The organism is Planomonospora alba, assembly GCF_039534085.1.
GTDB classification, from domain to species: Bacteria; Actinomycetota; Actinomycetes; order Streptosporangiales; family Streptosporangiaceae; genus Planomonospora_B; species Planomonospora_B alba.
Genome location: NZ_BAAAUT010000007.1, coordinates 14,732 through 28,477, shown reverse-complemented (window position 1 = coordinate 28,477; position 13,746 = coordinate 14,732). Strand labels below are relative to the sequence as shown.

Below are 13,746 nucleotides of genomic sequence, written 5' to 3'. Positions count from 1 at the left end.
CCGGAGACCGAAGTGGGCTACCCGCCGCAGTACGGCCCGCCGCCCAGGGGCGAGACGGGCCGCGGCCTGGCCGTGATCGCCCTCATGGTCGCCGGCCTGCTCATCGGGACGGTCGTCGCCGTGTCCATGGTCCTGGACCCGCCGGCGCAGAGCTCCCCGCCCTCCGCGACGGCCACCGCGGACGCCCCGGACCCCGCGGAGTCGGAGGAGGCGGTACGGCAGGCCGCCCAGGCCGCGTTCGACGCCTACGCGAACGGGAGGTCCGGCGAGTTCTGGGACCGGTGGAGCAGCGGGGCCCGGGCGGTGATCGACCGCGAGGAGTACGTGCGCCTGTTCCGGCTCTGCCCGCAACTCGTCCCCGGCGCGCTGTTCGACATCGGTGACATCGTGATCACCGGGGACACCGCCCTGGTGACCGCGGGCCGGACCACCGACCCGACCCCCTACGACTACGACTTCGTCCGGGAGGACGGTTCGTGGCGGTACGTCCCGCCCCCGGAGGAGCAGGAGGAGTACCGGTCCAAAGGCGTCGACCAGATCGCCGCGGAGCGCCAGGCCGCAGGCACCTGCGGCGCGGCCGCGCCCGTCCCCGCCCCGACCGGCCCACTCCCGCCCGGCTGACCCCGCCCCACCGGATCCCTGCCCGCCGGGCTCATCCCGCCGGATCCGCTTCCGCCCGGCCTGTCCGGCCCGCCTCTTCCCCGTGGGCCCCTCTCGCCCCACCCGGATCGCCCGCCCCGCCGCCGTGCTCCGATCCCCGCGCGGAGGCGGGGCCGCGCCGCAAAGGGCTGCCGCACCGGGGCGTTCACGGCTACTGTCGGGTGCATGGCCTTCCCCCTGCCGTCACGGCGTGATGACGACAAGCCGGGCACGGCGCGGCCCGGCGGGAGCAACGGCGCGGAGGAGCCCGGGGTCCCGGTCTGGCTGGCCCACCGCCAGCCCCGCAGGGACGACCCGGAGCACGACGGCTCGGCGACCTCCGTCACCATCGAGCTGGACCGGGCCGACTACGAGGCGCTGACCCGCAAGGCCCGGGCGGACGGCAAGCGCGTCGCCGACGTCGTCCGCGCGGCCGTGCAGCGGGAGATCGGCAACAAGCCGCACGTCATCGCCCTGATCCACCGCTGGGACCTGAACCGCGAGGACCTCGACTCCGCGGCCGACGCGCTCGGCGTCGCCCGCCTGTCCGACGAGGAGTGGGGCCAGATCAGTGCGCACCGCAACCGTAGGATCTGAGACATGCTTCCCGGCCGGGTCCTCGACGTCAGCGCGCTGATCGACATCGCCGTCGCCAAGACCAAGTACGCGCGGGCCGTCACGGCGACCTGCCTCAGCAGCGGCGGCGGCATCTGCGTCCCGGCCACCGCCCTGGCCGCCGTCTACTCCATCGCCCCGCTCTCCACCCAGGTGGAGCTGTTCGAGCTGATCTCGACCCCCGGGGTGACGGTCGACGACTTCACCGCCGGCAAGGTCGGCGACATCGCGGAGATCCTCGACGGCTCGCGGGACGTCACCGCGGGCCACGTCATCTGGTGCGCCCGGCACACCCGGTGGCCGGTCCTGACCGACCGGGGCGAGCAGCTCGCGGCCTACGACCCGCACATCACGATCGACGCCCTGCCGTAGAGCCGGGACCGTGCCCGGGCCGGGGCGGACGGGATCGGCGGCGGGTCGCCCCCTGCGCCCGGTACGCCCGGGGAGTCCGGCGGGCGGGCGGAAGGCCCGTCATCCCATCCCGGTCAGCCGGCCGAGTACGCCGGATTCGAGGACGATGAGCGCGCCGATCACGATGAAGACGGCGGGCACGAACCAGTGCCCGGACCGCTCGACGGCGGCGACGACCTTCCGGTGCGAGCCGAGCCACGATCCGGCGGCGCACCACAGTCCGGTCAGGACGGCGAAGACCGCGACGGTGACGAGGCCGGAGGCGAGGCCGATGGTCCGGAACACCGGCGTGTAGACGGAGATGTTGTCCGCGCCGTTGGCGACGGTGACCCCCGCCACCGAGAGCACGCCGGTGGCGACCACCGGGGAGGAGTCCTCCCCTGCCCGGGTGGCGCGGACGGCTCCGGCCAGGCTCCACAACCCGAGCCCGAGCGGGAGCAGGCCGAGCAGGCCGACCCACGCGTCGGGGACGATCGTGAGGCCGAGCGCCGCGACCGCAGAGACAGCGGCCAGTGCGGCGATGCCCGCGTACTGGCCGGCGACGATCTGCCAGGGCCGGGGCCGCCCGGCGGCGCGGGAGGTCAGGAACAGCACGGTCAGGACGACGATGTCGTCGACGTTGGTCCCGGCGAAGACGGCGGCGGCCGTACCGATCGTCCCGAGGATGCCGTCCATGGCCGACCAGCGTAGGCCACCGCTCCCCGGACCCGTCCGGTCCGGAGCCGGTGGCCTTCTACCGGGCGTCCGGCTTCACTCCGATGCGGCGCCTGCTCGACCAGCCGCTGTGAGCGCGCGCTCCCTCCCGTTCCGCCCGAAGGTGCGCCGGTAGGCGAGGGGGGCGAGGCCGACGGCGGCGTGCAGGTGCTGGCGGAGCGAGACGGCCGTGCCGAAGCTCGCCCGCCGGGCCACCTGGTCCACCGGCAGGTCGGTGGACTCCAGCAGGTGCCTGGCGTGCTCGACCCGCTGGCCGGTGAGCCAGCGGGCGGGGCTGAGGCCGGTCTCCTCGCGGAAGCGCCGGGTGAAGGTGCGCACGCTCATCCGCGCGTGCGCGGCCAGGTCGGCCAGGTCGAGCGGCTCGTCCAGATGCTCCAGCATCCACGCCCGCGTCCGCGCGGTGGTCGTGTCGGCGGGGTCGGGCAGCGGCCGCTCGACGAACTGCGCCTGCCCGCCGTCCCGCCAGGGGGCGACGACGCAGCGCCGGGCCGTCCGGTTGGCCGCCTCGCTGCCGTGGTCGCGGCGGACCACGTGCAGGCACAGGTCGATCCCGGCGGCGACCCCGGCCGAGGTGAGCAGGTCGCCGTCGTCGATGAACAGCACGTCGGGGTCGAGCCGCACCCGGGGGAAGAGCGTGCGGAAGAGCGCGGCCTGACGCCAGTGGGTGGTGGCGGGCCGGCCGTCGAGCAGCCCGGCGGCGGCCAGCACGAACGCGCCCGTGCAGATCGACATGACGCGGGCGTGCCGGGCCGCCGCGCGCAGCGCGTCGCGCAGCGGGCCGGGGACGGTCCCGTCGGTCAGCGCCGGGCCGCCGTGGATCCCGGGGACCAGGACGGTGTCGGCCGTCTCCAGCACGTCCAGGTCGTGGTCGGGCAGCACGGCGTATCCGGCCCGGGACCGTACGGCGGCGCCGCCCGGCGAGCAGGTGACCACCTCGTACAGGGGCCGGTCGGCGGGGTCCCGGGCGACCCAGAACACCTGCCCCGGCACACCGAGGTCCAGCGCGGCGAAGTCGTCGAGCACGACCACGGCCACCCGGTGGGGGCTCCCCGGCCCCTTCTCCGGTCCGGGTGCGGACGGGCGCCGCACGGACGGCTCGCCGGACGCGGCCGTGCCCGCGTGCCCGCGGCCGGACGGGTCCGGTGCGGACGGGACTCCACGCTCCATGGCCGGATTCTTTCAGATGTTGGCTTTCCGGCCAATCGTACGGCGGCGGCGCCGCCGCCATCATTGCCCCATGACCCTGACCTCCGAGCCGGTCCCCGAGCCGAGCCCCGCGCCGGCCTCCGGGACCGCCCCGGGACCCGTCCCCGCTTCAGGTCCCCCTCCCGGTTCGGGAGCCGTCGACGGGCCGCGGGCACCCCGGCTGCACCGGGCCTGGATCGTGGCGGCCGTCGCCTTCGTCGCCATCGTGGGAGCAGCCGGGTTCCGCGCCACACCGGGCGTGCTCATCACCCCGCTCCAGGAGGAGTTCGGCTGGCCCCGGGGGACGATCTCGTTCGCCGTCTCGGTCAACCTCATGCTGTACGGCCTGACCGCCCCGTTCGCCGCCGCCCTCATGGACCGGTTCGGCATGCGGCGCGTGGTGACCCTCGCGCTGCTGCTGGTCGCGGCGGGCAGCGGGGTCACCGTCCTGATGACCGCGAGCTGGCACCTGGTGCTCTGCTGGGGCGTGCTGGTCGGGCTCGGCACCGGTTCGATGGCGCTGGTGTTCGGCGCCACGGTCGCGGACCGGTGGTTCGTCCGGCACCGCGGGCTGGTCGTCGGCGTGCTGACCGCGGGCGGCGCCACCGGTCAGCTGGTCTTCCTGCCGGTGCTGGCGCACCTGGCCCAGGGGCCGGGCTGGCGGGTCGCCTCGCTGACCGTGGCCGGGGCCGCCCTCGCCGTGGCGCCCCTGGTCTGGTTCCTGCTCCGCGACCGCCCCGAGGAGGTCGGTCTCGCCCCGCTCGGCGCCCCCGTCCCCGCCGCGGGCCGTACGGTCACCCGCCCGGGCGGCGGGCCGGGACCGGACGCCACCGGATCGGCGAAGACCCCCGCACCCGGCCCGGACGGTGCGGGCCGGCCGGCGGGCGGCGCGGCGGCACGGGCGCTGCTGGTGCTGCGGGACGCCCTGCGGACCAGGCCGTTCTGGCTGCTCGCGGGCGGGTTCGCCATCTGCGGCATGAGCACCAACGGGCTGGTCGGCACCCACTTCGTGCCCGCCGCCCACGACCACGGCATGCCGCAGACGACCGCCGCCGGTCTGCTCGCCCTGGTCGGGATCTTCGACATCGCCGGGACCGTGGCCTCCGGCTGGCTCAGCGACCGGGCCGACTCGCGGATCCTGCTCTGCGTCTACTACGCGCTGCGCGGCCTGTCGCTGCTGGTGCTGCCGCACCTGTTCGCCGCGACCGCCGAGCCCAGCATGCTGGTCTTCATCATCTTCTACGGGCTGGACTGGGTGGCGACCGTACCGCCCACCGTGGCGCTCTGCCGCCAGATCTACGGCCCCGACGGAGGGGTGGTGTTCGGCTGGGTGTTCGCCTCCCACCAGGTCGGCGCGGCCGTCGCCGCCCTCGGCGCCGGTCTCGTCCGCGACCACGCCGGCGACTACGACCTCGCCTGGTACGGCGCCGGGGCGCTCTGCCTGATCGCGGCGGTGATGTCGATCGCCATCACCCGGCGCCCGCCCCGCTGACGACCGGCCCCGGAGGGGGCCGTACGGCCGGCGGGCGCGCAAGTGCCCGGGAGACCCCGCCGCACACGTGATCCACCGCCTAGACTGCCGATCATGATGTCGAATGCCGGGAGGGTCCTGAGCCGTCGCGAGCTCAACCGGGCGTTCCTGGAGCGGCAGCTCCTGAGCGAGCGGGTGGAGTCCGGCGTGGAGGACGTCCTGCGCCACCTGGTCGGCCTGCAGGCGCAGCAGCCGGCGCCGCCGTACTTCGGGCTCTGGTCGCGGGTGAAGGGCTTCGAGCCGGACGACCTGGCCCGGCTGGTCCTGGACCGCCGGGTGGTCCGGGCCAACCTCATGAGGTGCACCGTCCACCTCGTGACCGCCGACGACTGCCTGGCCCTGCGGCGGGTGACGGCGCCGGTGATCGAGCGCGGGCTCCGCGCGAACCCGGACCGCGTCGCGGAGCTGGAGAAGATCCCCGATCTGGCGGAGTTCGCGGAGGCGGCCCGGGAGCTGCTCGCCGAGCCGCGCGGCATCAAGGAGCTGGGCGAGCTGCTCGCTCCGCGGTGGCCGCGGTGCGAGCCCGCGGAGCTCGCCCGCATCGCCCAGTACGTCGTGCCCTCGCTGCAGACGCCGCCCCGGGGCCTGTGGGGCAGGAGCAGCCGGCCCGCCTGGGCCGCCATCGAGAGCTGGCTCGGCCGTCCGATCCCCGCCGAGGCGGACCCCGGCCCGCTGCTGCTCCGCTACCTGGCGGCCTTCGGGCCCGCGACCGTCGCCGACATGCAGCAGTGGTCGGGCCTGAACGGTCTGGCCGAGGTCTGCGCCCGGCTGGAGCTGCGCACGTTCCGCGACGAGCGGGGCCGTACGCTCCTCGACCTGCCGGACGCCCCGCTGCCCGGCCCGGACGCACCCGCCCCGGTCCGGTTCCTGGCGGAGTACGACAACGCGATCCTGTCGCACGCCGACCGCTCCCGGATCATCGACAGGAGCCTGCTGGGCGGGGTCGTCACGAAGAACGGCATCGTCCGGGGCACGGTCCTGGTCGACGGTTTCGTCCGGGCGACATGGAAGATCGAACGGCCGGGCACGGTGGCCGTCACCCCGTTCGCGAAGCTGTCCGGCGCCGATGCCGCGGCCGTGGAGGAGGAGGGCCTGCGCCTGCTCGCCTTCGCCGCGCCCGCGGCGCAGGCCCATGACGTCCGCATCGGCCCGGTGGCGGACTGAGCCGGGAGGCGGCCGGGGGCTGTTGGACATGATCCTGTTTCCGGCGGCCCAGGCCTCACCGGGGAGACCGCGCGGACGTCGTTCGGGATCAGGGCATCGCCCTCGCCGCTCAGCGGCCGTGCCGTCCGGGCCGTGCCGCTCCCGTGCGGGTGACGCCGTCTGCACACCGCGCGACGGCGCCGGGGCCACCCGGGCCGCTGGGCTCGCGCCCGCAGAACGGGTGCCGGCCGGGCCGTCCGCTGTCATGCGTGACATTGCTGTGAGTTGAGTGAAGAGTGTGAGTGCTGTTAGCTTCGTCCGGTGGACGACAGGCGTGCACGGGCGGAGGCGATCGAGGACTTCGCGGAGGTCCTGCGCGAACTGCGCCGGTCGGCCGGCAATCCACCTTTCCGGGAGATGTCCGGCCGCTCGGGGGCGATCTCCCACACGACGCTGCACGAAGCCACGAAAGGCAACCGGCTCCCGAGCTGGGAGACCACCGTCGAGTTCGCCAGGGCGTGCGGCGCGGACCCGGCCGCCTACCGCGAACGCTGGGAGAAGGCCAACCAGACGGTCAAGGGCGCCGGCATCGGAGATCCTCCGGCCCCCGCGGACGCCTCCGTGGATCATCCGCCCGGTGCGGTCGCGGCCTCCCCCGCAGGCGCCGCGGAACCCCGCGCCACGCACACCGCCGTGACGCCGCAGGCGTCCGGACCGGCTGCCGAGGCCCCGGCCCCCGTGGCCGTGCCGCGCACCGGCGGGAGCACGGGCGGCATCCGGCCGGTCCTGCCCGCGCCGGAAGGACGAGGGCGGTTCCGGCGGACTCTCCCGACCGTGCTCACCGCGGTCGCGGTCGGCGTGGGCGCGGCGGTCCTCATCGTGACCGTCGCCGACCGCGTATCCGGGCCCGCCGAACCCGGCCCGAGCCTGTCCGGCGGGTCACCGCCGCCCCCGGCCGACTGCCCGGTGCGGCAGGCCAACCCGGCGTGGGCCCCGCCCGCGCACGAGGGCGACGCGGCCGAGTTCGTCGCGGACGTCACGCTGCCCGACTGCACGCGCGTCGGCGCGGGCGGGACCGTGCCGAAGGTGTGGCGGCTCAAGAACGCCGGGACCGTGCCCTGGAAGGGATACTCACTGCGCCGCCTCGACCCCCCGCAGCAAACCGGCCGGTGCCGGACCGCCTCCGCCGTACCGATCGAGGAGACGCGCCCCGGCGAGACGGTCGACATCCGGGTCGACGTCACCACACCGCGGGAACCGGGCCTGTGCTACGTGCGGTTCAAGATGATGGACGCCGCGGGAAGGATCGCGTTCCCCGGAAACCGGCCGATCAACTTCCAGATCATCGTCGGCGAACCCTGATCCCCCGCCGTGCCGTGCACGGCGGGGGAACCAGGGCCGGGCGCTGCGCGGGGGCTCAGGACTTGATGGCGATCCCCCTGTAGTAGGCCCTGAGGATCCTGGAGTGGCTCCAGCCGGCCTTCGCCTTGTCGCGGGAGCCCGTCTGCGACATCCAGTCCCCGTTGACCCACATGCCGCACGCCGTCGTCGTCGCGCAGTACTGGGCCTGGAAGATCTTCCCGTTGCGGGTCAGCCGGGTGCGCCACGTCGCGTCCACCGCGGCGTTCGTCGCCGCCGTCGCGGAGCCGGGCTTGTACACCTGGCTGAACGTGTGGTCGTAGACGTCGAAGCACCGGCCGTCCGACGTCTTGCGCGTCGAGTGCAGCGCCCAGTACCAGCCGTAGTTCTTGACGGCGACCGCCCCCGCCCGGAGGGACTCCCTCGGCCAGTGCGACCGCCACTCGTTGGGCAGGACGTTCTTGACGTAGGTCTTGAAGTCCACCCGCTCCACCTGGTCGATGGACTTTCTGTACACGAGGATCGTCGTGGGCGGCCTGCTGTGCGTGCCGTCGGTCTTGCACGCGGTCGGCGACGGCGACGTCGAGCTCAGGAACCGGTGCGAGGCGTTCTGGTTCTTGAGGGCCGGCTTGAGGTTGCCCCTGGCGCCGGGCTTGAAGTCCTGGTAGACGCTGCCGCCGAAGTTGCTGTTGAAGTAGACCCGGACGGTCTTGCCGCTGCGGTTCCAGACGGAGGCGGCGGAGTTCTTGATGCACTTGCCCTTGCCGTTGCCGGGACCCTTGAAGTCGTAGCAGGTGGGCTGCTGGGTCGCGTAGTTGGCGACGGACCCGGTGAAGTCGGAGACCGACCCCTTGTTGTTGCTGTTGAAGTAGTAGCAGAACTCACCGCTCTGGCACACGCCGTCCCGGCCGGCCGCCGAGGCCGGCGGAGCGGTGGTGAGCACCGCTCCGCCGAGCGCCAGCGCGGCGGCCGCCGCGGCGAGTCGCGAGATCGGCCGTGTGATTCGGGGAGACACGATCACCTTCATCTTCGTCGGAGGCCGCGGTGCGCTATCGGAGGTTGTAGCCCTGGGAGGCCCAGAACGAGGCCGGGTTCGGGTTGCTCAGGACCGGGTCGCCGACGCTCTTGGAGGCGAACTTCTGCCGTCCGGGCCGCACCTCCACGTGGGTGTGCGCGGCCCCGCTGGACCCCACCCCGCGCCACGCCTCGTCGGCGATGACCTGGCCGCGCTTGACCATCTGCCCCACGCGCAGGGAGGACCGCGGAGCGGTGTGCAGGTAGATCACCGTCTTGTTCGACGCGGCGTTGTACACGGAGATCGTGGAGAGCCCTCCGCTGCCGTTGCGCCCGCGCGCGACGTGGATGACCTCACCGCTCACCAGGTTGTGGACGTCCGCGCCCACACCGCGGACGAAGTCGATGCCCTCGTGCCGGCCGGGGGTGTTGGTGTAGCCGTCGAAGCCGCAGCTGATCTGGCCGCTCGCCCTGTACAGCCCGTACGTGATGTTGACGCGCGACGGCGACGACGGCGGCGCCGACGACGGGCTGAACTGGTGCGAGGCGTTCTGGTTCTTGAGGGCCGGCTTGAGGTTGCCCCTGGCGCCGGGCTTGAAGTCCTGGTAGACGCTGCCGCCGAAGTTGCTGTTGAAGTAGACCCGGACGGTCTTGCCGCTGCGGTTCCAGACGGAGGCGGCGGAGTTCTTGATGCACTTGCCCTTGCCGTTGCCGGGACCCTTGAAGTCGTAGCAGGTGGGCTGCTGGGTCGCGTAGTTGGCGACGGACCCGGTGAAGTCGGAGACCGACCCCTTGTTGTTGCTGTTGAAGTAGTAGCAGAACTCACCGGCCTCGCACACGCCGTTGCGGCCGGCCGCCGAGGCGGGCGAGGCCGGGGCGAGCACCGCTCCGCCGAGCGCCAGCGCGGCGGCCGCCGCGGCGAAGATCCTGTCAAACGTTCCCATGGTGTTCTCCTTCTAATCGGTACGGCTTATCGGCACGGCCTGGGATCCGGATGGTCGGTATCACCTGGCATGGCCGGGTTTCGAATGGTCAGCGGCGCCGGTACTCCTCCCAGGTGCGGATGGGCACCTTCGGGCCGTCGTCCGGGCCGCGGCCGGCGAGCCCGTTCAGACCGAGGTAGTAGTCGCCGACCTGGTGCTGGGACTGGCTGGAGAGGTCGGTGTCGCTGATGGCGACGGCGTGGATGTGCCACGGCCAGTCGGCTTGCTCGGGGGTGCGCACCCATGCCGCGAAGCCGACACGTCGCAACGCGCGGACGGCCGCGCTGCGGGCGGCGGAACTCATCTTCTCGACCGAGATGTCGAGGGCGCCGCCGCCGTCGTGGGTGCCCGCGGACGTGGGGTCGCCCCCGGGGTTGTACGACCCCTGCAGCACCACGAGGTCGCGGCCGAGCAGCCGCTCCGCCTCGGCCAGCATGCTCCGCGTGCGGGTGTTGACGGTGACGCCGTCGATGGACACCCGGGCCCCCGGGGCGATGGCGCGGGTGACCCTGAAACGGCCGGCGCCGAGCTTGGTGAGCGATGTCTTGCCCGGCAGGCCGTTGGCGGCGAGCCTGGTGTAGCCGAGCGACTTCTGGAACTTCGCATAGGCGGTGACGGTCGTGCTGCCGAAGTAACCGTCGACCCATTTCGCGTCGAGAAGCCTCCGGTCACGCAGCGCCCGTTCGACGAGGAGCACGCTGGCCTTGGCACCAGGGGTCAGCGTCTTGTCAGACCTCCGCGGATCGATCTGGGCCGCCTTGACGACGGCTTCCATGTTCACAGCCGGAAGGGTCCCGGTGCCGGCCGCCCGCGCCACCGGCATCCCGGACGCTCCGGTCACACAAGCGACCAGGGCGGCCGTCAGAAGGCCTGTGGCGCATGAGGTCGGCTTCATCGTTTCTCCCGGTTTCGGACACTGTGGGGATGTCTGCGGTGCGGACTACGTTTCCGGGTCCGTCCATGAGTCCGCAAGGAGATCCTGTTGTCAGCCTGTCCAGCGGGCTCCCCGTACAGGTGCGCTACAGGTGGACGGGCCGCTTACAGGTGCGCTGCAGGCGGACGGGCCGCCTTACAGGTCTCCGACGGCGGACGGGACGCACGGTCCGCGGCCGCGCGGGCGGTGTCCGGTCATCCGGCCCTGGCCGCGCTCATCGGTCCGGACGCCGGCCAGGCCGTCCCGGTCCCGATCGCATCGATCGTCCGCGCCTGGCTGGTCGGTCCCCTGAGCGGGCACCCCCGGCCCGCGCCTGCGGGCTTCGTCCTGGCAGGAGTCGCCCTCGCTTCCGGAGCCTCGGTCCCGGCGCGGGGCCGGTCGTCATGCGACGGCCGTTCTCGTCCGGAGGAGACCGTCCGCTCAGATACGGGGTGTCCCGGTTGAGACATCCGCCAGACCGGAGATTGTCCGGAGGCGTCGTTAACATCCGCGGTGACCGGATCGCCTCAGCGGATCTCCGAGGCCGCCCCTCGGAGCCCGGGCACGATCGATCGAAGTGGAAGGGGGCCATGTCCAAGGTCATCTTCGACATCAGCATGTCTCTTGACGGGTTCGTGACCGCATCGGACATCCGTCCGGACGAACCGATGGGCGTCGGCGGCCAGCGACTCCACGCGTGGGCGATGGGCGGCGACGAGCGCGGCCGCGAGATCCTTGCCCGCGGCGCGGCGGGCATCGGCGCAGTGATCGCCGGCCGGCGGACCTACGACACCTCTCTGCCCTGGTGGGGAGCCGACGGCCCGACCGGACCGGCGCGCCTCCCGTTGCTCGTCGTCACCCACCGGGTGCCCGAGAAGGTGCCGGACGGCGGGGTCTACCGGTTCGTCACGGACGGGATCGACAGCGCGCTCCGGCAGGCCAGGCAGGCGGCCGGAGGCAAGGACGTCACAGTGATGGGCGGTGCCGACGTCGCGCGGCAGTTCATCCGGGCGGACCTGATCGACGAGATCCAGATCCACCTCGTGCCCGTCCTGTTCGGAGGCGGCACCCGCCTGTTCGAGCACCTGGGTGACGGGCACATCCGGCTCGAACCCGCCGAAGTGGTCGAGTCGTCGGAGGCGACGCACCTGCGGTACCGCGTCATCAAGCGGTCGCCGTGAGCCCCGGCGGAGCATAGGCGGCCGATCCGTGCCGAGGGGAGCCCGGACCACCGCCGGGTTCCCCTCGGCGTCCGGCATCCCACACACTCCTCCTGCCGGACGAACGACCTCGGTGCCCCGGTCCCGGCCTCTCGGCTTGCCCGGAGCCGCGGCGACGGGAGGATCCGGTCCTCAGCGCCCTGCGAAGCCGGCCCCTGCTCTTCGTGACCGTCCTGGAGCCGGAGTGCCCCGGTCGTATCGGGAGACGTGACGGGTCTCCACCCCGCCCCGGACAGCGGGCCTCTCCGCAGGCCGCCCGGCCGTACGGCCTGCGGCGCGAGGTCGTCTCATCCTGGCTCGGCTCGGGATGGCGGCCCCCGACGTGGCGGAGCGGGCGGGCCGTGGGACGGAGGTGCTGCTCACGGCCGACGCCACGTGCCTCGACGAGCGCGCGGGGATCGCCACGGCGGGGACTCTGACGGTCACACCCGGCAGTTCAGCCGACACGGGGCGGAGCCGTACCACCTGACCCGCTTCGATCCCTGCCCCGTCTCCCCTGTGTCAGCCGGCCGCCTGGCTCCAGCCTTCATCGAGCCTGGCCAGCAGCAGTTTCGCACCCGGACGATGCCCACCGCCTCCGGACGGGTCATCCGCGACACGACGGAGCATGTCCGCGGCGTCCCGGACACGGCCCATGAGCCCTTCCGCCAGGCCGACGGATCCGGTCAGCGGGTCCTCATAGGTCTCGGAACCCTCCTCGGGGGACCATCCCCACCAGTCCAGCAGCGCGTCCAGCGCCTCCTGCCGGGGCGGCCCCGGCCGCTCGCCGATCGCCTGCAGGAACACATCCGTCGCGGGAACGGCGGCCGGGTAGAGAGTCCCGGCGTGGTCGTTCGTGACGGCGCACCGGAGATCGGCCAACGCGCGAGCGGCCTGTTGATCGGCTACAGACCGCGCCAGCCGCTCCATCGCCGCTCGGGCGGCCTCCGGGAGGTACCAAGGCGGCCCGGTCATCCGTGCCCAGTCCACCTGCTCCACCGCTGTCCTCCCGCCACTTCCGGAGCGGACTTCTCATGCACGACCTGGGGAAACGCGGCCGACATCATTCCGCGCATACACGGCGAGTACGCCATGCCAGCACTCGCCGAACTCTCGGGAGTGGCGACCTGCTCGTCGGCATAGCGGTCGTCGGCGGCCAGTGAAGACGCGGCTCACGGCACTCATCACACTCCTGGCGAATCCATACCGCTCCCCCTTCTCCTCCGTCCCACCAGGCACGTGACGGGCAGGGTGCAAAGCCTCCGACGGCCTCACAGGGCGTGACCGTTCCCACTGGTTCATCGCTTCCGATCCGCAGCGATCCCTCCTTCCAGATCGACGGTGACCTTGATCATTATCCGCGTACTGCGCGGCCCCCTCGCCCGTCCCGATGACCTGATGCCCCGAACGGAGCTGGGAGGTCATCGGGTCCGCCGGACCGCTGATCATCGCGAAGAGGTACGGTGCCGCCTCTTCAAGTGAGGAGAAACAGACGTCTGCCTTACTCAGATCATCGGACGTGTGGGTGGTGGTGACAGCGACCACAGTGCATCCTGCCAATCCCCAGATCCCGGGTGACGTGCGCGACGGGTTTGCCGGTCTCCTTGACGATCCGCACCGCTCCGGCTCGGAACTCCGGATCAAAGCGGCGCCGCGTGGTACCTGCCACGACCAAACCTCTCTCGGTTCGATCTCCACGCTACGAGGGGAAGCTCAGCCTCCACAAGACCAGGGGCACACCAGGGCCTCCACGAAACTCGGCGCGATTCAAAATGGGTAAAGCAAGCCCTCCTCTCAGAAGGCGGGCCGACCACTCCCTGCCCGGCTATGCGGTCCTGGCGAGGATGCGGACGCCTAGTTCAAGAGCTGACGCACCCTCTGCCGGCTCCACTGCAGCCACAGCAAGACCGGACATCCATGAAGGCCATCACCCGTCCCGTAGAACTACGAGATTGCACGAGGATGGAGAATTTTCAGCGCGGCCCCGGCTGTTCACATCGATATCAGGCCCCTACATCTTCGGCAACCCCTAACCCCCTC

The 13,746-nt window shown here is 72.6% G+C and carries 14 protein-coding genes; 7 read left to right on the top strand and 7 right to left on the bottom strand.

Going from position 1 to position 13,746, the window contains the following annotated elements:
* The first annotated feature begins 12 nt into the window (after positions 1-12).
* The 3 genes from ABD823_RS05685 to ABD823_RS05675 all read left to right on the top strand — a co-directional run bounded on the left by ABD823_RS05685 (position 13) and on the right by ABD823_RS05675 (position 1,626).
* On the top strand, positions 13-621 hold the full coding sequence (locus ABD823_RS05685; RefSeq protein ID WP_344856632.1) for a hypothetical protein: 609 nt from the start codon (positions 13-15) through the stop codon (positions 619-621).
* A 204-nt stretch (positions 622-825) separates the two neighbouring features.
* On the top strand, positions 826-1,236 hold the full coding sequence (locus tag ABD823_RS05680; protein ID WP_344856630.1) for a hypothetical protein: 411 nt from the start codon (positions 826-828) through the stop codon (positions 1,234-1,236).
* Between the two features lie 3 nt (positions 1,237-1,239).
* Entirely contained in the window at positions 1,240-1,626 is a 387-nt protein-coding gene (locus ABD823_RS05675) for a hypothetical protein (RefSeq protein ID WP_344856628.1), read from the top strand.
* A gap of 99 nt (positions 1,627-1,725) precedes the next feature.
* On the opposite strand, the gene ABD823_RS05670 is transcribed toward ABD823_RS05675, so the two are convergent.
* Positions 1,726-2,340 (bottom strand): cadmium resistance transporter, encoded by a 615-nt coding sequence (locus ABD823_RS05670; protein ID WP_344856627.1) that lies wholly within the window; start codon positions 2,338-2,340, stop codon positions 1,726-1,728.
* A gap of 75 nt (positions 2,341-2,415) precedes the next feature.
* Positions 2,416-3,546, bottom strand: coding sequence for a GlxA family transcriptional regulator (locus ABD823_RS05665; protein ID WP_344856625.1), 1,131 nt, complete (start codon positions 3,544-3,546; stop codon positions 2,416-2,418).
* Positions 3,547-3,616: 70 nt separating this feature from the next.
* Between ABD823_RS05665 and ABD823_RS05660 the strand changes: the two genes are divergently transcribed.
* From ABD823_RS05660 to ABD823_RS05650, 3 genes are all read left to right on the top strand, one after another.
* Positions 3,617-5,056 (top strand): MFS transporter, encoded by a 1,440-nt coding sequence (locus ABD823_RS05660; RefSeq protein WP_344856623.1) that lies wholly within the window; start codon positions 3,617-3,619, stop codon positions 5,054-5,056.
* A 93-nt stretch (positions 5,057-5,149) separates the two neighbouring features.
* On the top strand, positions 5,150-6,259 hold the full coding sequence (locus ABD823_RS05655) for a winged helix DNA-binding domain-containing protein (protein ID WP_344856621.1): 1,110 nt from the start codon (positions 5,150-5,152) through the stop codon (positions 6,257-6,259).
* Between the two features lie 300 nt (positions 6,260-6,559).
* Positions 6,560-7,600 carry an NBR1-Ig-like domain-containing protein gene (locus tag ABD823_RS05650; protein ID WP_344856619.1) on the top strand — a complete coding sequence of 347 codons (1,041 nt, stop codon included), beginning with the start codon at positions 6,560-6,562 and terminating at the stop codon, positions 7,598-7,600.
* Between the two features lie 55 nt (positions 7,601-7,655).
* On the opposite strand, the gene ABD823_RS05645 is transcribed toward ABD823_RS05650, so the two are convergent.
* From ABD823_RS05645 to ABD823_RS05635, 3 genes are all read right to left on the bottom strand, one after another.
* A complete protein-coding gene (locus ABD823_RS05645) occupies positions 7,656-8,612 on the bottom strand; it encodes a SpoIID/LytB domain-containing protein (RefSeq protein WP_344856617.1) in 957 nt (318 codons plus the stop codon).
* A gap of 34 nt (positions 8,613-8,646) precedes the next feature.
* Positions 8,647-9,555 (bottom strand): peptidase inhibitor family I36 protein, encoded by a 909-nt coding sequence (locus ABD823_RS05640; protein ID WP_344856616.1) that lies wholly within the window; start codon positions 9,553-9,555, stop codon positions 8,647-8,649.
* A gap of 88 nt (positions 9,556-9,643) precedes the next feature.
* Complete coding sequence (locus tag ABD823_RS05635) at positions 9,644-10,369, bottom strand: peptidoglycan-binding domain-containing protein (protein ID WP_344856834.1); 726 nt, start codon at positions 10,367-10,369, stop codon at positions 9,644-9,646.
* A gap of 728 nt (positions 10,370-11,097) precedes the next feature.
* Here ABD823_RS05635 and ABD823_RS05630 point away from each other — a divergent pair.
* Positions 11,098-11,688, top strand: coding sequence for a dihydrofolate reductase family protein (locus tag ABD823_RS05630; RefSeq protein WP_344856615.1), 591 nt, complete (start codon positions 11,098-11,100; stop codon positions 11,686-11,688).
* Between the two features lie 540 nt (positions 11,689-12,228).
* On the opposite strand, the gene ABD823_RS05625 is transcribed toward ABD823_RS05630, so the two are convergent.
* Both ABD823_RS05625 and ABD823_RS34570 read right to left on the bottom strand, forming a co-directional pair.
* A complete protein-coding gene (locus tag ABD823_RS05625; protein WP_344856613.1) occupies positions 12,229-12,705 on the bottom strand; it encodes a hypothetical protein in 477 nt (158 codons plus the stop codon).
* Positions 12,706-13,216: 511 nt separating this feature from the next.
* A complete protein-coding gene (locus ABD823_RS34570) occupies positions 13,217-13,375 on the bottom strand; it encodes a transposase (RefSeq protein ID WP_425566568.1) in 159 nt (52 codons plus the stop codon).
* Positions 13,376-13,746: the final 371 nt, after the last annotated feature.